Source organism: Pseudomonas sp. RT4P38, from assembly GCF_054897765.1.
Genome location: NZ_CM142703.1, coordinates 100,810 through 126,157, shown reverse-complemented (window position 1 = coordinate 126,157; position 25,348 = coordinate 100,810). Strand labels below are relative to the sequence as shown.

At 58.9% G+C, this 25,348-nt stretch carries 17 protein-coding genes; 6 read left to right on the top strand and 11 right to left on the bottom strand.

The genetic code is table 11. The features are described 5' to 3' along the window. Nucleotides 1–6 precede the first annotated feature (6 nt). The 8 genes from ACYZT7_RS00565 to aspA all read right to left on the bottom strand — a co-directional run bounded on the left by ACYZT7_RS00565 (nucleotide 7) and on the right by aspA (nucleotide 17,340). Nucleotides 7–4,353, bottom strand: coding sequence for a dermonecrotic toxin domain-containing protein (locus ACYZT7_RS00565; protein WP_462039538.1), 4,347 nt, complete (start codon nucleotides 4,351–4,353; stop codon nucleotides 7–9). Between the two features lie 399 nt (nucleotides 4,354–4,752). Continuing rightward, entirely contained in the window at nucleotides 4,753–9,327 is a 4,575-nt protein-coding gene (locus ACYZT7_RS00560; RefSeq protein WP_462039537.1) for a dermonecrotic toxin domain-containing protein, read from the bottom strand. 148 nt (nucleotides 9,328–9,475) lie between these two features. After that, nucleotides 9,476–10,591: a polyamine ABC transporter substrate-binding protein gene (locus tag ACYZT7_RS00555; RefSeq protein ID WP_462039536.1), complete on the bottom strand. Its 1,116-nt coding sequence runs from the start codon at nucleotides 10,589–10,591 to the stop codon at nucleotides 9,476–9,478. Nucleotides 10,592–10,603: 12 nt separating this feature from the next. Then, nucleotides 10,604–11,635, bottom strand: a complete 1,032-nt coding sequence (locus ACYZT7_RS00550) for a histone deacetylase family protein (RefSeq protein ID WP_462039535.1) — start codon at nucleotides 11,633–11,635, stop codon at nucleotides 10,604–10,606. A gap of 162 nt (nucleotides 11,636–11,797) precedes the next feature. Beyond that, the gene (locus tag ACYZT7_RS00545; RefSeq protein ID WP_462039534.1) at nucleotides 11,798–12,790 is read right to left on the bottom strand and encodes an AraC family transcriptional regulator; all 993 of its coding nucleotides are present in this window, start codon (nucleotides 12,788–12,790) and stop codon (nucleotides 11,798–11,800) included. Nucleotides 12,791–12,892: 102 nt separating this feature from the next. Then, a complete protein-coding gene (locus tag ACYZT7_RS00540) occupies nucleotides 12,893–13,897 on the bottom strand; it encodes an asparaginase (RefSeq protein ID WP_462039533.1) in 1,005 nt (334 codons plus the stop codon). A 99-nt stretch (nucleotides 13,898–13,996) separates the two neighbouring features. Then, complete coding sequence (locus ACYZT7_RS00535) at nucleotides 13,997–15,448, bottom strand: alanine/glycine:cation symporter family protein (RefSeq protein WP_462039532.1); 1,452 nt, start codon at nucleotides 15,446–15,448, stop codon at nucleotides 13,997–13,999. A gap of 467 nt (nucleotides 15,449–15,915) precedes the next feature. Then, complete coding sequence (gene aspA / locus ACYZT7_RS00530) at nucleotides 15,916–17,340, bottom strand: aspartate ammonia-lyase (RefSeq protein WP_283182249.1); 1,425 nt, start codon at nucleotides 17,338–17,340, stop codon at nucleotides 15,916–15,918. Nucleotides 17,341–17,520: 180 nt separating this feature from the next. Here aspA and ACYZT7_RS00525 point away from each other — a divergent pair, with 180 nt between their 5' ends. Continuing rightward, the gene (locus ACYZT7_RS00525; protein ID WP_449644524.1) at nucleotides 17,521–18,432 is read left to right on the top strand and encodes a LysR substrate-binding domain-containing protein; all 912 of its coding nucleotides are present in this window, start codon (nucleotides 17,521–17,523) and stop codon (nucleotides 18,430–18,432) included. Between the two features lie 55 nt (nucleotides 18,433–18,487). Here the strand turns inward: ACYZT7_RS00525 and ACYZT7_RS00520 are convergent, their stop codons facing one another. After that, nucleotides 18,488–19,084: a hypothetical protein gene (locus tag ACYZT7_RS00520; protein ID WP_462039531.1), complete on the bottom strand. Its 597-nt coding sequence runs from the start codon at nucleotides 19,082–19,084 to the stop codon at nucleotides 18,488–18,490. 436 nt (nucleotides 19,085–19,520) lie between these two features. On the opposite strand from ACYZT7_RS00520, the gene purE reads away from it, so the two are divergent. The 4 genes from purE to ACYZT7_RS00500 all read left to right on the top strand — a co-directional run bounded on the left by purE (nucleotide 19,521) and on the right by ACYZT7_RS00500 (nucleotide 22,098). Further along, nucleotides 19,521–20,012, top strand: coding sequence for a 5-(carboxyamino)imidazole ribonucleotide mutase (purE, locus tag ACYZT7_RS00515; RefSeq protein WP_008150032.1), 492 nt, complete (start codon nucleotides 19,521–19,523; stop codon nucleotides 20,010–20,012). Nucleotides 20,013–20,023: 11 nt separating this feature from the next. After that, entirely contained in the window at nucleotides 20,024–21,106 is a 1,083-nt protein-coding gene (locus ACYZT7_RS00510; protein WP_462039530.1) for a 5-(carboxyamino)imidazole ribonucleotide synthase, read from the top strand. A gap of 118 nt (nucleotides 21,107–21,224) precedes the next feature. Then, nucleotides 21,225–21,473 (top strand): GlsB/YeaQ/YmgE family stress response membrane protein, encoded by a 249-nt coding sequence (locus ACYZT7_RS00505; RefSeq protein WP_007896499.1) that lies wholly within the window; start codon nucleotides 21,225–21,227, stop codon nucleotides 21,471–21,473. 88 nt (nucleotides 21,474–21,561) lie between these two features. Continuing rightward, nucleotides 21,562–22,098: a DUF3299 domain-containing protein gene (locus ACYZT7_RS00500; protein WP_462039529.1), complete on the top strand. Its 537-nt coding sequence runs from the start codon at nucleotides 21,562–21,564 to the stop codon at nucleotides 22,096–22,098. 136 nt (nucleotides 22,099–22,234) lie between these two features. Here ACYZT7_RS00500 and ACYZT7_RS00495 read toward each other — a convergent pair whose 3' ends face one another. Together ACYZT7_RS00495 and ACYZT7_RS00490 are read right to left on the bottom strand one after the other, a co-directional pair. After that, nucleotides 22,235–23,134, bottom strand: coding sequence for a D-hexose-6-phosphate mutarotase (locus ACYZT7_RS00495; RefSeq protein ID WP_462039528.1), 900 nt, complete (start codon nucleotides 23,132–23,134; stop codon nucleotides 22,235–22,237). A gap of 61 nt (nucleotides 23,135–23,195) precedes the next feature. Further along, nucleotides 23,196–23,600, bottom strand: a complete 405-nt coding sequence (locus ACYZT7_RS00490; protein ID WP_007896491.1) for an acyl-CoA thioesterase — start codon at nucleotides 23,598–23,600, stop codon at nucleotides 23,196–23,198. A 363-nt stretch (nucleotides 23,601–23,963) separates the two neighbouring features. Between ACYZT7_RS00490 and ACYZT7_RS00485 the strand changes: the two genes are divergently transcribed. Then, nucleotides 23,964–25,262 carry an MFS transporter gene (locus ACYZT7_RS00485; protein ID WP_462039527.1) on the top strand — a complete coding sequence of 433 codons (1,299 nt, stop codon included), beginning with the start codon at nucleotides 23,964–23,966 and terminating at the stop codon, nucleotides 25,260–25,262. The last annotated feature ends 86 nt before the right edge of the window (nucleotides 25,263–25,348 follow it).

Genomic DNA, 25,348 nt, shown 5'->3' with positions numbered 1-25,348 from the left:
GGTTTTTTATGCCTCAGGCGCTACGTTCGGTTGGGGTTTCAGGAACAGATCCCGAATCGCCGGATCGACGATTCGGCGCAGCGCATTGTCCAGTGCATCGAAGACATCGAGTTCCTGACGGGTCTTGGCCGGGAGTTCTTTCAAATAGCCTTCGGCGAACTTGAGATGTGCGGCGGTGAATCGTTCATCCGGATCGGTCAGTTCGTTGTAATGGAAATGCGCGACCCACAACGCTTTGTTTTGGCGTGTCTTGTCGAAAATGCCGTACTCCTGAAAGTAGTCTTTGCGCTGTTTGGTCTTGATACGACCGCGTGCGTCTTTGATGATTGATATCTGATCGTGCTCCATGAGCCATTTCAGGTAAGTTTCGCGGGGCCTGCGCTTGATGAGCATCGCGCCGTAGACGCTCACCCCTTCGCGCCGGGCTTTTGCGGCCCCCGTACGCAATTCTGCACTCAGGCTCCCCACGGGGAAGTCGGCGGCTCTGCGAGCCAATATTAGCGCAACGTCATCAGCCGCTTGATCGAGTCGGGTCGCCTGCTGGTCGAGCAGGTCTTTCATGTCTGCCGGAACGCGGGAGGGGCGTTGCGCATCGGCGCGAATACGTTCGATGAACGCATCGAGTTCAAAATTCAGACGAAGCCCGTTGGCAATTTTGTCTCGGTCGTTCAATACCGCCGGTTGTGCCGGGCGTCGGTTAGCCGTTTTGACGATGGGGACGTCTTCAACAGTCTCCTGCGTTTCGGTAGACGGTGTCTCTTGCGTCTCAACGACGTGTGGTCGTGATTTGCTCACCTTGCCAATGGCGCGTGAAGTAGAAGGCACCGGTTCAAGTCTCGCCATCTGGGCCACCGGTATTTCTTCCGCTTCCGGAAGCAATGTGAGCAGACGGCTGCGCGCCAGTTGATGGAATTCGGCAACCAACGTCCGAACGCGCTCGAAGCGGACGGGTTCCAACTGATCGAGCAAGCTGACAGACAACTCCTCCATACGCCGCTCGGCTTCTGCCAGACGGTCTACCAGCACGGTGAGTTGCTCGACATCGAGTGTCTGGATGTGCGAAGGCTGTGCGGTACTGCGCCGCTCGACCAGGCTGTGGCCCGCGTCGGCCGCATTTTCGAAAATATCGACGACCGATTGACGTGCCTGACTCATGTCACTGTCCCACGCCTCACGCAGGCAAAGCTCCGTGGACATGCCAATTTCATTGGCCTTCAGGTCGTATTCGGACATTGCGGGCAGTAGTTTTCGCAGATCGCCAGCCACCTTGCGCGTGATGCCGGTGTGGTCCATCAACCGGTCCAGTGAGGCGTGCATGCGGCCGAGACGGTCGATCAATTCATCGCTCACGGCGATGGCCTTTTGTGCCGCCTCCATTTGCGCGGCACGGGATCTCGTCGTTGAAGGTTCCGTCTGACTGAACTGGGGCGCGATGATTTTCACGTATTCACGCAACTTCATTCGCATCCAGCCGTTCAGGTAGCGATGTTGTTCAATGGTGAAACGCATTAGCTGAGACTGATAAAACACGCCAGCGCCACCCGCTTCACGCCACGTTTCGAGGGCTTCCAGCGCCTGGCCATAGCCGTTCGCCACCTCATCGGACCTGGAGATGTAACTGGCTATCGTTTCGTCGGACATCGGGGCTGATACGTCGTTGCCTTCCAAGGGGTTCAAGACCTCATCCACACTGGCCTTTCGAATGGCTTCCTGTTCGATGAACCGATGCAGTGCGGCCCATGCATCGTCCTTTTTTTTGATTTTTTCTCGCCGCATCGCTTCGATCCGGCGGGTTGGGCCGCCGCCGCGTAACCGAAGCTTGAGATCCCAGTGCCAGCTACCTGCCTTTTCGTCGTACTTCACGCAAAATCCTGGGTAGGCGGGATTGTTCGGATCGAGAACGAGCACCGGTTCGTCCGCGTCGGCGCTGACCTGAAACCATCGCACACCCACCTGGGCGTACAGCTTTCCCTCGTGCTCATAAAGGTGGTCGGCATTGGATAGTGTTCCGTCGGGCAGGTGCGGAGCCGATACTTTCAGTTGATCGATCTTTTGTAAAAATTGGGCTTCTGCACTGCTACGGATCGGCCCGGCGGGCGCCAGAGCGGAGAGATGAGCCTCGGGCAGTTCAGCGCTTAGCGGGGTCGCGTCATGCGTAACCCTCACGGCTTGAGCGGAGGAGGTAATGAGTTGAGGTTCGTCCATGGGCACGCGTTTCGGCGCAGAGACCTCATCAAGGGGACTTGATAGCCGAATTCGCCGTGTCGCGACGCGTTGCGAGAGAAGAATGCCCAAGGTCAACAGCACGTCGCCGATCGAGGACCATTCCACGAGTGTGTCGCCGCGTTCTCTGGCATCCAGAGCCTGCTGGATCTGACTGATGCTTTGCCAGACCCAGACCGCAGTACCCGCCGGGCCGCTGAGAAAATTGGCCGCCACTGAGAAAGTCGCCCAGCCACTGTCCGCCAGCAGCGCCCAGCGACGCTCGCCATTGGAAGTCGATTGGCGGTCGGCGAGTTCGGCCATGGCTTGGCTATTTTGGGTATAGAGGGTCGTGAGAACGTCGCCGCTCAGAGGTGTGTGTGCCAGTTCAACCGAGGCGGTCAGGTCCAGGTGAATAAATGGCTCGAAGGCCAGTTCGGTAATGGTCCAGGGCGAGGGAATGCCGCTGGAAAACACATACTGGGCGTACTCGAAACTCAACGCGCGGGTAGGCAGCCAGGACAGTATCGAATCGCGCATTTCGCCCGACTGATAAAACGCGTACAGCATGTTTTGCTTGGAAGGAAACTGGTGCAGCGGTTGATCCAGCAAAGGTCGATAAAGCAGGCATGGGCCGCTCGAGCCTTTGCGCGGCTCGATGATGTACATGTTCGCGACGGTGTCGGGTGTGTTGCCTAGACGGTAGCGGGGCATGAACGCCAGCGGGCGGATTTGCACCGGCCACTCGGTGAAGGGTGAGTCGTTTTTGATCGACTCCATCAGTTGGCAGACCTGACGGTAGCCCACCTCATCGACTTCACCTTGGTGCTTGAGTTTGCACTCCAGCGCCAACATGGGCAGAAGCAGCGGCAGCTGACGGCGGTAGCGCTCCTTGTGGCGCCGGGCCTGCACGGGATCATCGATGAGTGTGCGTTTGATCAGCTGCGGATAGGTTTCGCCGAGGTTGATCGCGTTGGCCAGGCGAAACAGGAACGTAACCGTCATCCACTCTGGCACGGCTGTGCCATCGGCATAGGCCACCGTCGCGCTATAGGGGCGGGTGTTTTGCAGGGCGAATTCGCCCAGGGTTTCGACGCTGACATTGCGCGGGTCAGGCAGGGTGAAACCGCCGGCTTCGAAGCTATGGGTGACGGTGATCCGAACGTCATCAAGGCGCAGGCTCACGGCATCTGTATCCGTTTTGTCGGCAACGATAGCGTCACGCATGCGCTGCTGGGCATAGGTTTGAATCAGAGGAATATCATTGGCGTCAAAAGCGTCATTGCCGGTCTGGCCTCTGAGGTTTCCAAGTTCGGTCAAGTACCCGCTGTAGGCTTGGATATCGTCAAGTGAGCCCGTTGATAGCCACGAGGGAATTGCGCTTTCCAGCTGCTCGATACGCGCCTTTTCCCCGGTGCTGATCGTGCTGCTTTCGTCCTGTCGGGAAGTAAACCCGGCCAAGGGCGAGCGACTGGCTGGATCGAGAGCATCAATGGAGTCGATCTGACACCCCACCAATGCCCAAACCAAGGCATCAAAAATATTGCCTTCAGGTTCGTAGAGTCGCCACTTCAGGCTCTGGCCGCTCAGATCGATGCCGATCCGTGCGGGAAGGCTGGTGCCCAGTTGCTGCATCGAACTGAACGATTCGTAGCCGTCGGCGATGGTGTACATCGCGATCAGCTTACGACTGCCCGAAGTGGCGGTCAGCACCAGGGCGCCGCCGATCATCAGATGCCGGGTGTTATCGTCCTCTGCCGATTCAACGGCGAGATCGAGATCAAGCAAGCAGGCGCGCACGTTCGACAGCCCGTTGCCGGAAGCCGGGCGCAATATCTTGTCGGGGTATTGCGAGACGAATCGCCCGAGGCTGCACTCATCGGAGTCCCATCCAGTGACCGACTGAACATCGAGCGTCTCTTTCAGGGTGTCGGACAACACCTGCCAGCGCGGCGAGTTTTCCGTGATTTCATTCCAGTAGTCCAGCTGGCTTTGTTCGAAGCCAATGAACAGCACCGGTGCGCACTCGTTTAGCAAGGTAGTGATGGCGTCCATGCTGACCGGCAGATGGATCGGCTCGGCGGCATGAGGTGTGAAGGTCAGAAAGTGTTCACTTTCGATGTAGTTGGCTGTTGCTGGGGTAAAGGCCATACGCACCAGTGCGTGCGTCAGTGATTCGAAACGGCTGCTGCGGGTGACGATGTCCTCACCCTGCTCATGCCATAACGGGGACATCAACACGGCTTTGTCGGGATCGATCTGTTGCTCGGGAAAGCTTTTTAACAAGGCCTTGCGCAGTAAATGCGCAGCGGCGCCATGCAGGGTCGGACCACCGCTGGTTTGCTCCACCAGACGGCTTTTGTTCAACAGCAGTGGGGCGGTGTTTGTTCGGGTTGTTTTGCTCATGAAATCGTGACCGGTTGGGGATGGGCGTGACGGCAGACTGCCGTCTGCAATGGAAAGTACCCGCGCATCCACCGGGTCAGGTGGTAGATATATATGGGTTGAAAAGAAGCCCGCGCTCGACGGGCTTGTGAGTCAAATGATGGCTCAGGAGAAGAACAGCGCGGCGGCCTGCGAGCGGTTGATGGCGCTGCGGTGGATGGCAATCAGCTCATGGTTGCTGTGGTTTTCGCGCCAATCATAAGCACCGCCGAGACGTCGCTGATCGACAGTTTTCAGGTGCGCGGCGGTGAATGAAGGCAGAGGATCTGTGGGATTGGCGTAGTGAAAATGCGCGTACCACAGGACCTTGTTGGTTTTCTTGTCGAGTATTTCGTACTCCTGCAAATAGTCTCTGCGCGGGCCTTTCAGCCGGCGTCGCTCGGCAGTCTTGGCAATGCGCAATTCACCCTTCTCGTGCAGCCATTCAACTCGCGCCGCCGTGGGGGGCTGTTGCTTGGTCATCGCGATGCGGGTGACGCGACCCGTGGCGTAGAGAGCTGTCGCTTCGGTATCGAGTTGCTGACGCAACGTGGCGGTGGCCGTTTCAGTCGTGGAGCTATTACCCGCCGTGAGCGCCTGATCAATCCTGTCCATGATGTTACGTAGACGATCGGCATGCAGGTAATAGACCTCCTCGGTTTCCGTTGGATTGCGCTGCGCCCGATTGAGGTGTGCCAGGGTGCGCTGTTTGAATGCCGGTAATTGGTCCAGCATTGCCTGGCCATCGAGCATGCTTTTGGCCAGATCGGGCTTGGCTTTGGGCAGCGGGGTGTTCTTTTCCGAGACGCGTTCCAGCCATACGCCTGGCGTTTTCTCATGAAAAGTGGCAATCACCTTTCCCGTCAGCGGCGCCAGCACATCGACCAGATGGCTGTCTTTGCCCTTTGCGCTCTGGCGTCGCTGACCCACGAGCGTGCCTTTGAAACGGGTCTTGATGATGATTTTTTTTGTTGCTGAGGCAACAGGTTTCGATGGGCCGGCCACCGGCTCAAGGTGTCGTTGTTCGCGCAATAGATCCGATAGGCGTTGCGCAGTGCGCTGGCCAAATTCCGCGACGCGTTTCTGTACTTTTTCGAGACGGTCGGGTACCTGATGCTCCGGAAACTCGGCGGCGAAATCGAGAAAACGCTGGTCGATGATTGCGAACTGTTCGACCAGGTTGTTCAGCGCGTCTGTCCGTTCGCCCAGATTGTTCAAACTTTCATCCATGCTCAGATCCAAAGCGCTTTGAATGTTAAGTGCGGCATCTTCGACCAGGCTTTCCAGTGCGACTTGAGCTTCTTCCCGAGCGGCACCCGAGGCGCCCTTGAGACAGAGTTTCTGCCCTAGCGTGATCTGTAGCATCTTCAGATCATCCAGCGAAAAAGGTGGAAGTCTGGCTTTGTATTGACGCGTGACCTCGGCGGCCTCTTTGCCCAGCAGGCTGAGTTCTGCGAAACGGGTCTGCGCGAATTCGACTTTGTCGATCACCCCCTGTGTCAACTCGGTCATCGTTTCAAAAGGCTCGGAACGGTTGCTCGTGGATTCGCTGTTTGTTTCGTCGAGCAGTTCCACAGTGACACGCAGGCTATCGCGGAACGTGGTGTCGCATTCGCTCAGCCAGGACTGTATGAGGAACAGTTGCAGGGATATCCGGTCCAGCATCGCAGTCCGGTAATTGGGGACGGCTTCCAGAATGTTCAGTGCTTTCAGTTCTTGAATGTGGGTGGTGTATTCACCGATCTGCGTATCAAGCGTGTCGAGGAAGTGCTGGCGCGCACTGTTGACCGTTTCAGGCGTCGCCTCCAGCATGGCACGACGGACTTCGACCAGCTGCAATCGCTTGGCGGTCAGGCCAGCGTCAAAGGCGGCGATGTCTTCTTTCTTTTTTCGCAGTTGCTCCTGATTCTGTTGTTGCAGTTGTTTGCGCCGGCTCCTCAGGCCGCCGCCGCGCAGTCGCAAGCGCAGGTCGACAAACCATTCGCCGCGCTGGTTGCTGATCAGTAACGGTCCCTTGCGCGGCGGTTGCTGGCGAGAATCGATGATTTGCACATCGTCGTTATCGTTGAGTTCGACTTCGAACCAGCGCTCGGCTACTCGGGCGTACCATTTTTGACCGCTGGCAGTAAGGTGCCTGTAGGGGCCCGCGGTTGCCGGTTTGGCGTTTGTTTCTGGCTTCGTGATTTTCAGGCTGTCGAGCACGGTACCCAGGCCTGGTCGGGATCGATCCACTGCGCCAAGATCGTGCAACGACAGTTCATGGCTGCTCGGCAGCTGATGATCAGGGATGTCTGCCAACCGGGTCGCGCTGATACGGGCTATCTTCACTTCTTCCGTCGCCGCGGGCGCTTTTTCCGTGTCGATGGCCAACGGCGCTCGTTGAGGTTTTTTACGAGTGGCCGCTCGGTGGGCGAGCACCATGCCCAGCGTCAAAAAGAGATCCGCCAGGGCCGCCCAGGCCAGAGGTTTTTGCTGCTGCTCAGCGGCATCTGCGATGTCCTGCAAGTCGTCCATGATCTGCCAGATCCATGCGGCCGTGTTCACGCCACGACCCAGAAATGGCAGCGCCACACTGAACAGCGCCCATCCGCCACGCTTGAGAGAAGCCCATCGCGCCTCGGCATTGGACACCGATTGGCTGTCCGCTTGAGCGATCAGTGCCTGGGCATTGGCCTTGAACAAGGTCGACAGCACATCGTTTTCAATCACCCGATGACCGAGCGTCACCGGCCTTGGCAGGTTCAGTGACAGGGTGGGGTCGATCAGAAGTTGCGGCACCGTCCACACCGAAGGCAGCGCCCCTGGAAAAACGTATTGCGAGTAATTGAAACGTACGCTGTCGGGTAGCCACGCCAGTACGGACTGGCGCAGTGACCTTGAGTGTTTGATGGCATACAGCAAATTGGCCGTCGACGGGTATTGCAACAGCGCAGGTTCAAGCAACGGACGGCAAAGCAGGCACGGACCCTTATCTTGATCCTGTGGGCCGATCACAAACATGTTGACCACCTCGTCGGTCTTCCCGTTGGGGGAGTCGCCAGTGGCGAAGGCCAATGGACGAACCACGATCCGTTGCCCGTCGACCTGTTGTTCCACCCGCTCGCTTGCCAACGCCGCGACGACGTAGCGGTAACCTTGCTCAGTCAGGCCTCCTTCGCCGCGGATTTTGTATTGCAGGGCCAGCAACGGCAGCTCGAGCGGCAACTGCTGGGTGAAGAGCTGCTGCAAGCGGGAGACCTGGGAGGTGTCGTCGATCAGCCTGTTTTGCAGCAAGGCCGGATAGGCTTCACCGATGTCGACCGTTGTCACCAGTTCTTCCAGGTAACCAATGGTCATCCATTCCGGCAGCGCAACGCCGTCCCGGTGGCGCACCGATTTATTTCCCAGTGCCAGGGCGCCCAGATTCTCAAGTGCAAGGTCGACAAGCGACAGCGTCTGAGTGTCTATCTGCCCCGGCGGCACGAAAGTGCCCCAGACTTCGACGCTGGTGACGGTGATCTCCACGTCTTTCAAATCGACATATTCTGTCTGGGCAGGTGTCTGTTTTATTTGTTTCTCCAGCTCATCCCGAGTGAATTTTTTGATACCGGGCAGCTCGCTTTGAAAGGTTTTGCCAGCGTTTTGCTGCTGCACGACCGCCAGGTCCAGCAGGTGTCGGCTGTAACGGCTTTGGTCGGCCGGGGTGGCGTCTTCAAGCCACTGCGGAAGTGAATGTTGCAGCCGAGAGAAATGAGGTGTTCGCTGCTCGGTCATGGCTTGCTGGTTGTCGGGCGCACCGCGCCGTGCCGTTAAAAGTGGATCGTCCGAGCGCTGGAAAAAATCGATTGAGCCTATCGCCTCGGCCTCTAGCGCAATCAGGGTGCAAGCCTGGTGGTCGAAAAAGTTGCCCTCGGGTTCGAACAATCGCCAGCTCAGACTGCTTGCGCTTGCATCGCTTTCCACCAGCGATTGCAGCGTTTGTCCCAGCTCCTCGAACGTATCGAAGCGTTGAAATCCTTTCGTCAGCGAGTGCATGAGAATCAATGTGCGCTTGCCGAGCGTGCCCATCAGTACAGCGGCGTCCAGAACGTTGAGATGCTTGTGTGCCGTGTCATCAAGGTCGATCAGGCAGACGCGGGCCTTGTATTTGTCGGTGGCCAGGCGCAGTGATTTATCGGGTTGCCCGAACACGGCGTGCGCCATGGCGCGTTGATCCTCATCCCAGCCGTTGTTAGCGCTGACGTTCCACAGCTGCTGCAAGGTGTGCGAAAGCTGATGCCAGCGTGGCTGGTCGGGCGCGGTGGTTTCGTTCCAGTAGTCGAGCTGCTGTTCCTGATAGGCGATGAACAGCAGCGGGGCGAGTTCGTTGAGCCGGGCTGCGATCGCTTCGATCTTTACCGGAAGCTGGGTGACCGGTTCGACGCCGGGTTGTTCGGTGAGGAAGTGTTCGCCATCGATGCAGGTCGCGGCGGTGCCGGACAGCGCGAGGCGCACCAGTGCATCGGTGAGGGATTCGAATCGGCAGGGACCAGCCTTGACCGTTTCTGCGTCGGTCAACCAGGTCGGTGTCGCAACCATGGCCCGCGCCGGGTCGATTTTCAGGTGCGGGTAAAGTGTAGCGAGCGCAGGACGCAAGGCATTCGCGGCGACTTCGGTGAGCGAAGGGCCGGTCACCAGTTGAGTCAGTACATCAACAGCACTTGGTGTTGAAGTTTCGGGCATGACCATTTCCTTGTCTGACGGTGGCGGCTGTCGTGAGCAGCGCCGGATCAGGGCAGGATGGCGAACTCGACCGAACACTTGGCGGTAGATAAATATCGCAGGCAAAAAAAGACCCGCATCAGCGCGGGTCTTGGCTTTCGGCAGCGGGTCAGGTCCCGGACTTGATCTTGGTCCAGGCCCGGGTCCGCGCGCGTTCAGCATCGCGAGGCAAAGGTTGCAAGGTGTACAGCGTGCCCATTGCCGCTTCGGTCGGGTACAGGTTCGGGTTGTTGCGGATCGCCGGGTCGACCATTTCCGTGGCGTCCTTGTTCGGGTTCGGGTAGCCGACGAAGTCGCTGACCGGCGCGATCACCTGCGGCTGCAGCAAGTAGTTGATGAAGGTGTAGGCGTCTTCCGGATTCTTCGCGCCTTTGGGGATCGCGAGCATGTCGAACCAGATCGGCGCGCCTTCTTTCGGTAGGCGCATGTCGACGATCACGCCGTTCTTGGCTTCCTTGGCGCGGTTGGCGGCCTGGGAGAAGCTGCCGGAGTAACCGACAGCGACGCAGATGTCACCGTTGGCGATGTCGGCCATGTACTTCGAAGAATGGAAGTAGGTGACGTACGGACGAATCTTCATCAACAGCGCTTCAGCCTTTTCGTAATCCGCAGGCTTCTTGCTGTTAGGGTCCAGGCCGAGGTGGTGCAGAGCCAGTGGCAGAATCTCCGAAGGCGAGTCGAGCAGGGCCACGCCGCACTGCTTGAGCTTGCTGATGTTCTCTTCCTTGAAGATCAGGTCCCAGCTGTCCACCGGTGCGTTGTCGCCTAATGCCGCTTTGATCTTGTCCGGGTTGAAGCCGATCAGGATGGTCCCGTACATGTACGGCACGGCAAATTTATTGCCCGGATCGTTGGCTTCGATCAGCTTCATCAGCTTGGGATCAAGGTGGTTCCAGTTCGGCAGTTTGCTGCGATCGAGCGGCTGGAACACGCCGGCTTCGATCTGCTTGGCGAGGAACACGTTGGACGGCACGACCACGTCATAGCCGGAATTGCCGGTCAGCAACTTGGCCTCCAGCGCTTCGTTAGTGTCGAAGATGTCGTAGACCAGTTTGGTCTGGGTGTTCTGGGTCTTGAAGTCTTCCAGGGCTTTGGGGGTGATGTAGTCGAACCAGTTGTAGACGCGCAACGTTCGCTCTTCAGCATGAACGGCACCACTGAGCACTGTGGCGCACAGCACTGTAAGGAAGAGTGCGGGCGCGATAAAACGCTTGAGACGGATCATTGTTCTAATTCCTCATTGGGCGCTTTCAAAACCTTCAAGAACGTTCACGGCATTGATGCCGATTTCTTCAACCGCGTAGCCGCCTTCCATCACGAACAGCGTCGGCTTGCCGAGGCCCGCGATGCGCGCGCCCATTGCCAGGTAATCCGGGCTGTCGAGCTTGAATTGGGAGATGGGATCGTCCTTGAACGTATCGACGCCCAGGGAAACGACGACGATATCGGCGCCGTATTTTTCGATCTCTTTGCAGGCGTGTTCCAGCGCGGCGCTCCAACTGTCCCAGCCGCTGCCAGCCGGCAAAGGGTAGTTGAAGTTGAAACCTTCGCCGGCCCCCTCGCCGAGTTCATCGTCATAGCCGAGGAAGAATGGGAACTCGGCTTCCGGATGACCGTGAATCGAGGTGAACAGCACGTCGCTGCGCTCATAGAAAATCGATTGGGTACCGTTGCCGTGGTGGTAGTCGACGTCGAGGACCGCGACCTTCTTGTGGCCCTGGTCGAGGAAGGCCTGAGCGGCGATGGCGGCGTTGTTGAGGTAGCAATAACCACCCATCAAATCGCTGGCGGCGTGGTGTCCCGGTGGACGGCACAAAGCGAAGGCACTGCGGGCGCCGCGTTGAATGACGGCTTGAGCGGTCAACGCGACTTGCGCCGCGCTGTACGCCGCTTGCCAGGTGCCGGCGGTAATCGGTGCGCCTCCGTCGAAGCTGTAATAGCCGAGCTGGCCGTGCAGGCTGGTGGGCATGATTCGGCGCAGGGTGCGGGCCGGCCAGGTGTAGGGCAACAAGTCGCCGTCGGTATTGAACTCGGTCCAGCGTGCCCAGGCGCCTTTGAAGAAGTCGAGGTAGTCGCGGCTGTGGACGCGCGCGATCGGATCAAGGCCGAAATCCTGTGGCGCTTCGACCGGACCGAGGTCGCGGTACTGCACGCGCTGCAGAACATGATCGGCCCTCGAGGGCATTTCGAAGCAGGGCATCAGTTGCCCGTCCATCAATTCGCAACGGCCGTGGTGCAGGTGGTGATCGTCCGAGTAGATCGTCAGCATTTCTTGTTCTCCGCAGGCTGATTCGGTTGAACACAGTCTTGCGGCGCGCGGCGTTTGAGAGAACGGCAGGAAAGGCCAAAAGGGGATCGATACGGCCAAAAGATATGACCGAAATTCGCCCCTTGTTGGCGCGACGGTGCCCCGGCGTAGGGCGTACCTCAGTCAGGGGCGGAACTGGCTCGGCGCCACACCACTCCAGCGGACGAACGCATGGCGGAAGCTCGCTGTCTCGCTGAAGCCCAGCGCTTCGGCGATCCGGTAGATCGGCATCTGGTCTTCACACAGCATTTGCTTGGCCTGCTCGAATCGCAGCTCATCTAGCAATTCCTGATAGCTGCAACCCAGGTCCTTGAGGTGCCGGCGCAGGGTTCGCGCCGAACAATTCATCTGTTCAGCCAATCCTTCGAGGCCAGGCGCTGCATTCAATTGCGTACTGAGCAGTTGGCGAATCCGCCCCAGCCAGGCCTGGCGACCCGTGAACTCGGTGTTCTGTTTGCGACAGCGTTCAGTCATGGCTTGATGGGTGATGACGTCGCCCAGTGGCAACGGTTGGTCGAGCCAGCATTTATCGAAGGCGAAGGCGTTGTCCCGCGCATCGAAGTGCAGCGGGCAGTCGAAGTGCTCGGCGTAGGTCGCCTCATAGTCGGGCGCTGCATGTTCGAAGCGAGCTGCCAGCAACGGCAGCGGATGGCCGAGCAGGTCGTCGCAGGTGACTTTCAACGACACCAGACAGAACTCGGCATTGAATACCGCCAGCGCCGGATTCTCCCGGTAATCAGCGGCGACAAACCAGATGCGCTCGCCGTCATCTTCAAGGCTCAGTTCGAAAAGTGTTCCTAACAGCGCCGGATAGCGTATCGCCAGACGTAAAGCGTCACCGAAGGTGGCACTGGTGAGCAGCGCATAACCGAGCATGCCGTAGGACGAAACGTGCATCCGCCGGCCCAGCTCCAGGCCAATGTCACGCTTGAGCGCGACAGCATTGGCGCAGACCTGCATCTCCTGATTGGTGGTGATGCGCGTGTCCGCCCGGCTCAAATCCGCCGGGTTTATGCCGCTTCCAGCCAGCAAGGCTTCGCTGGGCAGCCCCTGGTCCTTGAAGGCGTTGAGTACCAGAGAGACGGCGTTGAGGGTGGTGAGGTGGGAGTGGAGCATGGGGTGTTCCAGCCTTGGGATGCTGGAACGGCAGCAAGTTACATGCCTGACGATGACCCTGTGGGAGCGAGCAAGCTCGCTCCCACAGGGATTTGGGTTGTGTCAGCTGAGTTCGCCGCAGAGGTCCAGTTCTACAAGGCTCCGCACTTCAGCGGTGTCGAGCCCGGCACCGAGCAAGCCATGCAACTTGCCGAACGCAGCCTCGCGAGTCATGCCTCCGCCCGAAAGCACGCCAACGCCACGCAACCGGCTACCGGCCTCGTAAACATCCAGCTCCACTCCACCTTCATGGCACTGCGTAACCGCCACCACCACAACACCCTTGTCCCGCGCCCGCTCCAGGCTGGCGAGGAACTCTGGATTGTCGCTCGGTCCGGTGCCGCTGCCGTAGCACTCCAGAACCAGGCCCTGAATGCCGCTGTCGAGCAGGCCGTCCAGTATCTCGGCGCCGATGCCGGGGAACAGCGGCAGCACAGCGACTTTCGCCTGTTGCCTGGGCTGGTTGTAGGTCAGCGATGCCGGTATTGAAGACGCCTTCGCACCGCCACCCTGACGCTCCAGTCGCTTGAACGGATGACGACCGAAACTGCGAACCTTCGCGCAACGGGTCGGGTCCAGCAACTCGCCGTGGAAGTACAGATGAACGCCCGGCGCAAGGCCTTGGCCCAGAGCAACCAGCGCGCCGCTGAGGTTTTCCCAGGCATCGCTGTCGGCTACACCCGCCGGCAGCATGGAACCGGTGAACACCACGCGGGCATGCAGGCCGAGCAACTTAAAGCTCATGGCTGCAGCGCTGTAAGCGAGGGTGTCGGTGCCGTGCAAGATCAGCACGCTGTCGCAGCCCTGCACATCAACGGCGTCAACCACCGCTTCACGCAGTTGCTGCCAGTAAGCCGGGCTCATGTTGGCGCTGTCGATCAGCGGCGACATCTCGCGAAAGCGCCACTGCGGCACAACGAGATCAGGTTGGCTGTGCAGATACTCGCGCATCCGCGCTTCGAAACCGGACGCCGGGGCCAGGCCGTGAGCGCTGGCTTGCATACCGATGGTGCCACCGGTGTAGAGCACCATGACGTGCTGGGCGGCAGGGTAGGTCGAGGAATTCATGGGGGTTCTCCGAGAACGATGACAGCATGCGGTCGAGCATGACGCTGACCGCACGGTGTGTCACGTCGGGCGCAGGGGATGCGCCCGGTTTTTTACCGATCAGCGTTGCGCTGCGGGTACGCCTTGCGGCTGAGCTTCAGCCTTGATGGCGGCAGCAGGCGGATTGGCGGGCCAGGCTTTCAAGTCCAGGTCCAGATCCGGGAATTTGCTCGAATCGAACACGGGCGTCTTGATGCCGGCTGCGCGCTGGTCATCGTAGTCACGCAGGATGCGCATGCCGACTTTGAACAGCAGGAACAGCGCGATCAGGTTCACGAACGCCAGCAGGGTCATGGTGATGTCGGCGAACGCGAACACCGTACCCAGGTTCTCGATCGCACCCCAGTAGATCAACACCAGTACCAATGCGCGGTAGCCGATCAGCGCCTTGCGGTTTTCACCGATCAGGAACCGCAGGTTGTTCTCGCCCAGGTAGTAGTTGTAGAGAATCGAGGTGAACACGAACAACGACAGGGCCACGGAGATGAAACTCCGGCCCCAGTCACCGACGACGGCGGCGAGCGAGTTCTGGGTCAGGGCAATGCCGTCGCCTTCGAAACCTGGTGTGTAGAAGCCCGAGAGCAGGATCAGCAACGCGGTGCAGGTGCAGATCACAAAGGTGTCGAGGAACACGCTGAACGCCTGAACCACACCTTGCGAAACCGGGTGCTCGACCGAGGCCACAGCGGCCACGTTCGGCGCACTGCCCAGGCCTGCTTCGTTGGCGAACACGCCGCGCTTCACGCCCATGACGATGGCACTGCCGATCAGGCCACCGAAGGCCTGGTCGAGACCGAAGGCGCTTTTGACGATGGTCATCAGCATCGCTGGAACGTGGTCGAATTGCAGGACGATCACGTAGATGGTCACGCCGATGTACACCAGGGTTTTTACCGGCACCAACAGGTCAGCGACCTTGGCGATGCGCTTGATCCCACCGATGAACACCAGACCCAACAACACCGCCAGGGCCAGGCCGGTGTAAGTGGGGTCGAGGTCGAAAGCGTTTTTCAGCGAGTGGGTCACGGCGTGGGATTGCAGACCGTTGAAGGCGAAGCCGAAGGTGATCAGCAGTAGAAACGCCATGATCATGCCCAGCCAGCGTTTCTGCAGGCCGTGCTGGATGTAATAGGACGGACCGCCACGGTACGTGCCGTCGGAATCGCAGCGCTTGTAGAGCTGGCCGAGGGAGCATTCGAAGAAGCTGCTGGACATGCCGACCAACGCAGTCACCCACATCCAGAACACCGCGCCCGGACCACCCAGGGTCACGGCGATACCGACACCGGCGATGTTACCCGCACCGACACGGCCGGCGAGGCTGAGCATCAAGGCCTGGAACGAACTGAGTTGACCGGCGCTGCTTTTCAAGCTGTCGCGGAACACCGCGAACATGTGGAAGAAGTGGCGCAATTGAACGAAACGCGAGCGGATCGTGAAGTAGCTACCGAGCCCGACAATGAGCACGATCAGTACTTTCCCTGAGAGGAAGTCGTTAATGACTTCGAGCATGGATTATTCCTCGCTGTTTTTTGTTTAGGCAAATGCTGGAGGGTCAGAAATATCGCGTTACACCGGCTTGCGCGTGGCACAACAGGTGGGGCGACGGTTCGTCCCGGTTCCATATCGCGGGTTGTTATTAGTTCGGGTTTCGCATGGGTTTTGGCCTCGTTACCGACGACCGCTCACGCGAAGAGGGGCGGCACTATACCTATGAGCGTGCCATCCGTCTGCACGGTTGTGGTGCAAGCGACGAAACGAAGCCTTTGAAACACCTGACTTTTTTGAAGTCAGGCTCGTGTGGGAGGGCGAGAGCCCCATTTCCACAGAAGTCTTTTTCCTGCCAATGAGTTAAAAAAAAGGGCTTGGGGAATAAATCCCCAAGCCCTCAAAAGGTGAGAGGTGTCTAGTCCCTCGACCTGGTGAGCGTGGCGTTTCGTGCTCTTCGTTAAAAGAGCAAGCGCCGGCGTTGCGTTCGGTTAAGCCTTCAGAGGCACCAGACGCGGAGCAATCATGTTTTCCGGGCGCAGGATGTCGGCGAGCATTTCGTCGTCGAGCAAGCCTTCTTCGCGCACCAGTTCCAGCACGCCGCGGCCGCTTTCCAGCGCGATACGGGCGATGCGGGTGGCGTTTTCATAACCGATGTACGGGTTCAGCGCAGTGACCAGGCCGATCGAGTGTTCGACCAGTTCGCGGCAACGCTCTTCGTTGGCGGTGATGCCGACGATGCAGTGCTCGCGCAGCATGTCCATGGCGCGTTGCAGCAGGCGGATCGAGTCGAAGATCTTGAACGCGATCAGCGGCTCCATCACGTTCAGTTGCAACTGGCCGCCTTCGGCCGCGATGGTCAGGGCCAAGTCGTTGCCGATGATCTGGAACGCCACCTGGTTAACCGCTTCCGGGATGACCGGGTTGACCTTGCCAGGCATGATCGAGCTGCCTGGCTGACGCGCTGGCAGGTTGATTTCGTTGATGCCGGTGCGTGGGCCGCTGGACAGCAGGCGCAGGTCGTTGCAGATCTTCGACAGCTTGACCGCGGTGCGCTTGAGCATGCCGGAGAACAGCACGAAGGCGCCCATGTCGGAGGTGGCTTCGATCAGGTCGGCGGCCGGAACCAGCGGTTGACCGCTGATCAGCGCCAGACGCTGAACGGCCAGGAGTTGGTAGCGCGGGTCGGCGTTGATGCCGGTACCGATCGCGGTGCCGCCCAGGTTCACTTCGGTCAGCAGTTCAGGTGCCAACGTTTTCAAACGCGCCAGGTCTTCGCTCAGCGTGGTGGCGAAAGCGCGGAATTCTTGACCCAGGGTCATCGGCACGGCGTCTTGCAGCTGGGTACGACCCATCTTCAATACGTGGCTGAATTCCTGGCCCTTGGCGGCGAACGCCTGGATCAGGCTGTCGAGGCTGGCCAGCAACGCATCGTGACCCAGCAGCAGACCCAGACGGATCGCGGTCGGGTAGGCGTCGTTGGTCGACTGCGCCATGTTCACATCGTTGTTCGGGTGCAGGTATTGGTATTCGCCCTTCTGGTGACCCATGGCCTCCAGCGCGATGTTGGCAATGACTTCGTTGGCATTCATGTTGGTTGAAGTGCCAGCGCCGCCTTGAATCATGTCCACCACGAACTCTTCGTGGAAATCGCCGCGGATCAAACGTGCACAGGCTTCGCTGATGGCAGCGTGCTTGGCTTCGCTCAGGTGACCCAGTTCGCGGTTGGCGTCAGCGGCGGCCTGCTTGACCATTGCCAGGCCGACAACCAGCTTCGGGTAATGCGAAATCGGAACGCCGGAGAGACGGAAGTTGTTCACCGCTCGCAGGGTCTGAATGCCGTAATACGCTTGAGCAGGTACTTCGAGTACGCCAAGCAGGTCTTTTTCTGTGCGGAACGATGCAGCGGAAGACATGATAGAAATCATCTCGATAGGGACCCGGTCTGTGCCGGAACACCGCAAATGCTAGGCTTGTGGAGAATTTTGGGCCAATGCTGTTAAACACTAGCCTATGCACATTCGGCATAATGCCCGTGTGACGCCGTGTCTGCGGCGAGCGTGTGACCTAAATTGGTGCGTGTCCGGGAGGCCGTGATGAACCTTGAAAGTAAATGGCTTGAGGACTTTAGTGCTCTGGCTGCCACCCGCAGCTTCTCCCAGGCTGCCGAAAGGCGCTTCGTAACGCAGCCGGCATTCAGTCGGCGGATCCGCAGCCTCGAAGCTGCGCTGGGGCTGCAACTGGTCAATCGCTCGCGCACACCGATCGAGCTGACGGCGGCGGGGCAACTGTTTCTGGTCACCGCGCGGACCGTGGTTGAGCAGCTCGGTGAAGTATTGCGTCACCTTCATCACCTGGAAGGTGGGCAGGGTGAGGTGATGCAGGTCGCCGCCGCTCACTCGTTGGCGTTGGGTTTCTTTCCACGGTGGATCGCGCAATTGCGCAACGAAGGGTTGAACATTGCCACGCGATTGGTGGCGACCAACGTCGGCGACGCGGTGCATGCGCTGCGTGAAGGCGGTTGCGATCTGATGTTGGCGTTCTACGACCCGGATGCCGCGATGCAGATGGACCCGGAAATCTTTCCTTCGCTGCATTTGGGCCATACCGAGATGCTCCCGGTCTGCGCGGCCGATGCTGACGGCAAGCCACTGTTCGATCTGGAAGGCGAGGCCAGCGTGCCGCTGCTCGCTTATAGCGCCGGGGCGTTTCTCGGGCGTTCGGTGAACATGCTGCTGCGCCAACGGGCGCTGCGCTTCACTACCATTTATGAAACAGCCATGGCCGACAGCCTTAAAAGTATGGCGCTGGAAGGGTTGGGCATTGCCTGGGTGCCGCAGCTAAGTGTGCGCGCCGAACTGGCGCGCGGGGAACTGGTGGTCTGCGGCGGCCCGCAATGGCATGTGCCGCTGGAGATTCGTTTGTACCGTTGCGCGTTGGTACGCAAGGCCAACGTACGATTGCTGTGGCGCAAGCTCGAGGGCGGGGCGGCGAGTGCCAACCTTTAAGCCGTAGCGGGCAGAGGCGTACATTGCGCACCTCTGTTGTTAACAGGGTTCAACGTCAATTTTTGTCGGCCAGATAGTTCTTGATATTTCGTCGGTTGGCAGGGCTGAAAGTGTAAGAGATGGATCGGATTATCTCTCGTTTTGGCGCCATGTAAGTTTCGGCCCACCAGCCGTTGTACTGAACTTCAAAGTCCTCATGTTTAGCCCCCAATAAATGACCGACTTCATGTCCGACATACAAATGGCTGCCCAGTGATGCAATCGCAAATTTTCCGGTATTGGCCGGTGGCCAAAGAAGTGCGGCACCTGCTGTCTTGTCATTCAACGTATCATTTGTGACCAAGATGACTTTGGTCATATCATCCGTATTCAAACCTTCCTTCTTCATTTCATCGAGTAGTTTGTACCCCAGAGCCTCCCAGCTTCGTAAGGTATTAAGAGAATCATCGCCCTTGTAATCAAACTTGTTATAGGGTTCTCCGCCAGCGAAGACGACATTGACTTTTCGCTCGGTGAAGCTTTCCAGCTCGCTTACGAGAGGTCGGAAGTGATCGGCGTAAATCGTCGTTGCCGTAGATTTCGGCACGTCATCATGGATAACGGCGATGATGGTAATGGAGTTTTCGTGCTTTTTTTCGATAGTCGAAGTCATTCTTGAATCCTTTTTAGATTGCTTCTCGATACCCACTTAAGTTCGAAAAGTTGTTGTTGTAAGTTGCTCGTTGGTAATGGCTGGTGGCGATAATAAAAACTAACGATGAAGTTGTGATTTGGCGAGTGAACATATATTTCGTTCTATTGCATTACTCTGTAAACCCCACACAGAATAAATTGGGAAATCGTGCGTTCGGTTTAACTGAATAGCCCCTCTGTTTGGCTATTTTTTTGACCGATGAGTCAATGAATCTGACGGATTGCAGTAAATGACAGATGGTCACACCGGGGGCTGTTTATCTGCCTCATTGAGGTATACTGCGCGGCCTTTGGCCGGTTCGTCCGGCCATAATTCGTACAATCAAGCCACGCATTTTGCGTGGTTTGTTGTTTTTTGACGCGCCTGTGGGCGCCCAGAGAGAAGAGGCACGACGATGAGTGCACTGGTTGGCGTGATCATGGGCTCCAAGTCCGATTGGTCCACCCTTAGCCACACCGCCGATATGCTGGAAAAGCTCGGCATCCCTTACGAGGTGAAAGTGGTCTCTGCCCACCGCACCCCGGACCTGCTCTTCCAGTACGCCGAAGAGGCTGAGGCGCGTGGCATCGAGGTGATCATCGCCGGTGCCGGCGGCGCAGCCCACTTGCCAGGCATGTGTGCGGCCAAGACCCACCTGCCGGTACTGGGCGTGCCGGTGCAGTCGTCGATGCTGTCCGGCGTCGACTCGCTGCTTTCTATTGTGCAGATGCCCGCGGGCATTCCGGTCGCCACCCTGGCCATCGGCAAGGCCGGCGCGATCAACGCCGCGCTGCTGTCGGCGAGCATCCTCGGTGCCAAGCACCCGCAGTTCCACGCGGTGCTGAAAAAATTCCGCGCTGAGCAGACAGACAGCGTTCTGGAAAATCCAGACCCACGCATCGCCTGAGGTTGTTGACGATGAAGATCGGTGTAATCGGTGGCGGCCAGTTGGGTCGCATGTTGGCGCTGGCGGGCACTCCGCTGGGCATGAACTTCGCTTTTCTGGACCCGGCGCCGGATGCTTGCGCAGCCGCGTTGGGCGAGCACCTGCGGGCCGATTACGGCGATCAGGATCACCTGCGTCAACTGGCCGATGAAGTCGATCTGGTGACCTTCGAGTTCGAAAGCGTCCCGGCCGAAACCGTGGCCTTCCTGTCGCAATTCGTCCCGGTCTACCCGAGCGCCGAAGCCCTGCGCATCGCCCGTGATCGCTGGTTCGAGAAGAGCATGTTCAAGGACCTGGGGATTCCCACCCCGGCGTTCGCCGACATTCAATCGCAAGCCGATCTGGACGCCGCCGTGGCTTCCATCGGTCTGCCGGCCGTGCTGAAAACCCGCACCCTGGGTTATGACGGCAAGGGCCAGAAGGTCCTGCGCAAGCCTGAAGACGTGGTCGGCACGTTCGCCGAACTGGGCAGCGTGGCCTGCCTGCTGGAGGGCTTCGTGCCGTTCACCGGCGAAGTGTCGTTGATCGCCGTGCGCGCTCGCGATGGCGAAACCAGGTTCTATCCGCTGGTTCACAACACCCACGACAGCGGCATCCTCAAACTGTCCGTGGCCAGCACCGACCACCCGCTGCAAGCCTTGGCGGAAGACTATTCCAGCCGGGTGCTCAAGCAGCTGAATTATGTCGGTGTGATGGCGTTCGAGTTCTTCGAAGTCGACGGCGGCCTCAAGGCCAACGAGATTGCCCCGCGGGTGCACAACTCGGGTCACTGGACCACTGAAGGTGCCGAGTGCAGCCAGTTCGAAAACCACCTGCGGGCCGTTGCCGGTCTGCCGCTGGGTTCGACGGCCAAGGTCGGCGAGAGCGCGATGCTCAACTTCATCGGTGTTGTACCACCGGTAGAGAAAGTGATCGCGATTGCTGATTGCCACCTGCATCACTATGGCAAGGCCTTCAAGGTCGGCCGCAAGGTCGGTCACGCCAATCTGCGCTGTGCAGACCGTGATACGTTGGCTGCGCAAATCCTCAAGGTCGAAGCGCTCATCGCCGAATAGTTTCATGTGGCGGCGGCGGAACCTTCAGGAGTCGCCGTTCTCTGATGGCAGGATGCCAAAGTCTGTCTAGGCTTCGGCTAGGTGTCCTGTCTCACCAAATCATTCAGAGGGAAATGCCATGGGAATTATCGGAACCATCTTTATCGGCTTGATCGTCGGCCTGCTGGCTCGGTTTTTGAAACCTGGCGATGACAGCATGGGCTGGATCATGACCATCCTGCTCGGTATCGGCGGTTCGCTGGCGGCCACTTACGGCGGCCAGGCCCTGGGCATTTACCGCGCTGGCGAAGGCGCAGGTTTCATCGGTGCGCTGGTGGGCGCGGTGGTATTGCTGGTGATCTACGGCCTGATCAAAAAAAGGACCTGATTGAAGTGACAAAGCCCTCTCTGCGCCATCGCCGGAGAGGGCTAGAATGCTCGGCGTTACACCGTCCTTTCCTTTGCCGAGCACTTTCATGCGCCGTCTTCTATTGACTCTTCTATTCCTGGGTACGGGCCTTGCCCACGCCGGCGAACTGCCGGAAACCGACTGGCTCGAATTGATGCCCAAGTCGGACCAGAAAGCCCTCGAAGCCATGCCCGAAATCGACCACAACTCCCCCGAAGCCAATGGCACGTTTACCCAAAAGGGTGGCATGAAGCAGAGCAAGGGCTTGCCGGCGGTGATGTATTCGAGCAAAACCGTGCCGTCGATGAACGACAAGAACATCCGCATCGGCGGTTATCCGGTGCCGCTGGAGTCCGACGCCAAGGGCCGCAGCACGCTGTTCTTCCTCGTGCCGTACCCGGGCGCCTGCATCCACGTGCCGCCGCCACCGCCCAATCAACTGGTGTTGGTGCGTTATCCGAAAGGCTTGAAGCTGGATGATATCTACACGCCGCTGTGGGTGACCGGCACGCTGAAAATCGAGAAGGTCAACAACGACCTGGCCGATGCGGCGTATGCGTTGGATGCGGCGAAAGTGCGAGTAGTGCAGGAGTCGGATTTGTAACGCGCCAGTCAGGCTGGCAAAGATCAACTGTGGGAGCGAGCTTGCTCGCGATGGCGGTGTAACAGTCAACATTGATGTTGAATGTTATGGCCTCATCGCGAGCAAGCTCGCTCCCACATTGGGTTTGTGGTGTTGATTAGAGCGGTGCGCTGCCGATGCTGACGCCCAAGGTATGGCTCGCATCCGGCGCCAGCGTCACCACATCATCCATCACGTTCGCCGTTTCAATGCACAGCATCCGCTGCCAGCCATCGTCCGCCATGTCACTGAACGCCGCAGCACGATCAATCCACGGATTCCAGATCACCGCCGAGCGTGAGCCGCTGCTGGTCAGCTCAATGCGCCGTTCCCAGGCCGGATCGACAATGCTCAGCTTCGCCGGGGTATTGAGATAGATACGATCGGTCTCGCCGACAAAACGCAGATCGCCGGTCTGAGTGACGGTTTTCCAGTCGTCCAGGGTTTCGATGTAACTCAAGCCATCCAGCCCTTCGACATGCACTTCGCGTACATCGCTGACCGCGAAATAGCTGTGCAGTGCCTGGCTGATGGTGACTTTGTCAGCGCCCTGGTTATGGCTGGTCAGGCTGATGTGGAGTTGCTCATCCAGACGAATGCTCAGCTTCAAGTCCACTTGATGCGGCCAGCCTGGCAAGCCGCCTTCAGGGTAAGGCAGAACAAACTCCACCTTCAGGCTTTCGCCCTCGGTTTCAATGCCGCCCAGTTCCCAGTCCATCGCCCGCACCAGCCCGTGGGCGGTCGGCGGTTCGTTGCTGACGCGCATCGCTTGAACACTTTGCGGGTTGCGCGGCAGGTTACCGAACCAGGGCCAGCACACCGGAACCCCGGCGCGGATGCTCTTGCCGGTCTTGAACACCGCCTCGTCGTTGAGCCAGATCAGCGGTGGTTGACCGGCCAATTGATAACTGAGGATGTGCGCGCCTTGCTGGGCGACCAGCAATTCGGCCTGACCGTGGCGGATGCGCCAGCAGTTCAGTTCATCCAGTTTCACGGCTTCAACGTTGGGCGTGCTCATGGGGCAACTCTCGATCAGGAACAATGACTGCTATGGACCGCAAAACGGCCACCGCGTTTAACTAACGCGCGCGTGGCGGAACCGAACGGGTGCGGCCGCTGCCATCGATGGCGACGAACACAAACACGGCTTCAGTCACTTTACGCCACTCGCTGGACAGCGGATCGTCACTCCAGACTTCGACCATCATCTGAATCGAGCTGCGGCCGATTTCCAGCGCCTGGGTATAGAAGGAGAGCTGAGCGCCCACCGCTACCGGAACCAGAAACGCCATACGGTCGATTGCAACCGTGGCCACGCGCCCACCCGCGACTTTGCTGGCCATTGCGGTGCCGGCCAAATCCATTTGCGCTACCAGCCAGCCGCCGAAAATATCGCCAAAGCCGTTGGTTTCGCGAGGGAGCGCGGTAATTTGCAGGGCAAGGTCGCCTTGCGGGATTGGATCTTCTTGTTCGAGCTCTATCATGCCGGGGGTGCCTCTGACCCGTGACTCTTCATATATGTAGCGGGTGAATAGCCGTCTTGGAAAAACGATTCAGCCCCGAACATACTACGTTCGTCACGTTTTTCGTAAGGCGCCTAAAGGGAAACTCTGCGAAATCGGCTGACAGGTGCCAACGACGTTTTCGCACAGCAACCCCTTACAAGCAGGTGCAGGATTGCGAGTATATCGATCGGTAGACTCCGAGACGACCGTCCGGTTCTCATTTAGACCGTCAATTACGCACCTCTATGTGCTTTTTCGAACAATTTGCTATCGTGCCGGACCTGCCCAAGCCTCCGCCAGCGTTGTTGGGGTTGCAGATCCGACTATAAGAGAAGCCTTGCCATGACCACCGCGCCCTCAAGCATCGCGCAGCCCACTCAGTCCGCACGTCCGCTGACCCGCAACGACTACAAGACTTTATCGCTGTCTGCCCTGGGCGGCGCGCTGGAGTTTTACGACTTCATCATTTTCGTGTTCTTCGCCACGGTGGTGGGCAAGCTGTTCTTCCCGGCCGACATGCCCGAGTGGCTGCGCTTGATGCAGACTTTCGGGATCTTTGCCGCCGGCTACCTGGCGCGACCACTGGGCGGCATCGTCATGGCGCACTTCGGCGACCTGCTGGGGCGCAAGAAGATGTTCACCCTGAGTATTTTCATGATGGCGGTGCCGACCCTGATCATGGGTTTGTTACCGACTTATGCGCAGATCGGCATGTGGGCGCCGATCCTGTTGCTGCTGATGCGGGTGATTCAGGGCGCGGCGATTGGCGGTGAAGTGCCGGGCGCGTGGGTATTCGTTTCCGAACACGTACCGCAGCGTCATATCGGCTACGCCTGCGGCACCCTGACCAGCGGTCTGACGGCTGGCATCCTGCTGGGGTCGCTGGTCGCCACCGCGATCAACAGCATTTACACCCCGGTAGAAGTCGCGGATTACGCCTGGCGGATTCCGTTCCTGCTGGGCGGCGTGTTCGGCCTGTTCTCGGTTTACCTGCGCCGCTGGTTGCACGAGACGCCGGTGTTCGCCGAGCTGCAACTGCGCAAGGCCCTGGCTGAAGAAGTGCCGCTGCGCGCCGTGTTGCGTGACCATCGCGGGGCGATCCTGATTTCCATGCTGCTGACCTGGCTGCTGTCCGCCGGCATCATCGTGGTCATCCTGATGACCCCGACCGTGCTGCAGACCGTCTACCACTTCTCGCCAACCACCGCGTTGCAGGCAAACAGCCTGGCGATCGTGTTTCTGAGCGTGGGCTGCGTCGCCTCCGGTGCACTGGCTGACCGCTTCGGCGCGGGTCGTGTCTTCGTGTTCGGCAGTGCCGCGTTGCTGATCAGTTCGTGGACCTTCTACCACAGCCTGTTCAACCACCCGGACTGGCTGTTCCCGATGTACGCCTTGACCGGCTTCCTGGTCGGCACCATCGGTGCGGTGCCTTACGTGATGGTCAAAGCCTTCCCGGCGGTGGTGCGCTTCAGCGGTCTGTCGTTCTCCTACAACCTGGCTTACGCCATCTTCGGCGGCCTGACCCCGATGGTCGTCACTTTGCTGCTCAAGGAAAGCCCGATGGGGCCGGCCTATTACGTGGCGATCATTTGTGGTGTCGGGATTCTGGTGGGTGGGTATCTCTGGCAGAAGGGCCGCTAGATGCTGGCCTTTCATCTAATTGTCATATTTCAGCCATAGAGTGTTCACACGGCCTGCTGATACTTGGCCCCGACTTAACACACCTA

What these genes read in the sequence shown, in the direction of transcription:
- ACYZT7_RS00545 (WP_462039534.1), bottom strand. Translation starts at nt 12,790, where the DNA reads ATGCTCCACTCCCACCTCACCACCCTCAACGCCGTCTCTCTGGTACTC.
- ACYZT7_RS00490 (WP_007896491.1), bottom strand. Translation starts at nt 23,600, where the DNA reads ATGATAGAGCTCGAACAAGAAGATCCAATCCCGCAAGGCGACCTTGCC.
- ACYZT7_RS00520 (WP_462039531.1), bottom strand. Translation starts at nt 19,084, where the DNA reads ATGACTTCGACTATCGAAAAAAAGCACGAAAACTCCATTACCATCATC.
- ACYZT7_RS00555 (WP_462039536.1), bottom strand. Translation starts at nt 10,591, where the DNA reads ATGATCCGTCTCAAGCGTTTTATCGCGCCCGCACTCTTCCTTACAGTG.
- ACYZT7_RS00560 (WP_462039537.1), bottom strand. Translation starts at nt 9,327, where the DNA reads ATGCCCGAAACTTCAACACCAAGTGCTGTTGATGTACTGACTCAACTG.
- ACYZT7_RS00510 (WP_462039530.1), top strand. Translation starts at nt 20,024, where the DNA reads ATGAAGATCGGTGTAATCGGTGGCGGCCAGTTGGGTCGCATGTTGGCG.
- ACYZT7_RS00540 (WP_462039533.1), bottom strand. Translation starts at nt 13,897, where the DNA reads ATGAATTCCTCGACCTACCCTGCCGCCCAGCACGTCATGGTGCTCTAC.
- purE (WP_008150032.1), top strand. Translation starts at nt 19,521, where the DNA reads ATGAGTGCACTGGTTGGCGTGATCATGGGCTCCAAGTCCGATTGGTCC.
- ACYZT7_RS00500 (WP_462039529.1), top strand. Translation starts at nt 21,562, where the DNA reads ATGCGCCGTCTTCTATTGACTCTTCTATTCCTGGGTACGGGCCTTGCC.
- aspA (WP_283182249.1), bottom strand. Translation starts at nt 17,340, where the DNA reads ATGTCTTCCGCTGCATCGTTCCGCACAGAAAAAGACCTGCTTGGCGTA.
- ACYZT7_RS00505 (WP_007896499.1), top strand. Translation starts at nt 21,225, where the DNA reads ATGGGAATTATCGGAACCATCTTTATCGGCTTGATCGTCGGCCTGCTG.
- ACYZT7_RS00525 (WP_449644524.1), top strand. Translation starts at nt 17,521, where the DNA reads ATGAACCTTGAAAGTAAATGGCTTGAGGACTTTAGTGCTCTGGCTGCC.
- ACYZT7_RS00550 (WP_462039535.1), bottom strand. Translation starts at nt 11,635, where the DNA reads ATGCTGACGATCTACTCGGACGATCACCACCTGCACCACGGCCGTTGC.
- ACYZT7_RS00565 (WP_462039538.1), bottom strand. Translation starts at nt 4,353, where the DNA reads ATGGCCTTTACCCCAGCAACAGCCAACTACATCGAAAGTGAACACTTT.
- ACYZT7_RS00485 (WP_462039527.1), top strand. Translation starts at nt 23,964, where the DNA reads ATGACCACCGCGCCCTCAAGCATCGCGCAGCCCACTCAGTCCGCACGT.
- ACYZT7_RS00495 (WP_462039528.1), bottom strand. Translation starts at nt 23,134, where the DNA reads ATGAGCACGCCCAACGTTGAAGCCGTGAAACTGGATGAACTGAACTGC.
- ACYZT7_RS00535 (WP_462039532.1), bottom strand. Translation starts at nt 15,448, where the DNA reads ATGCTCGAAGTCATTAACGACTTCCTCTCAGGGAAAGTACTGATCGTG.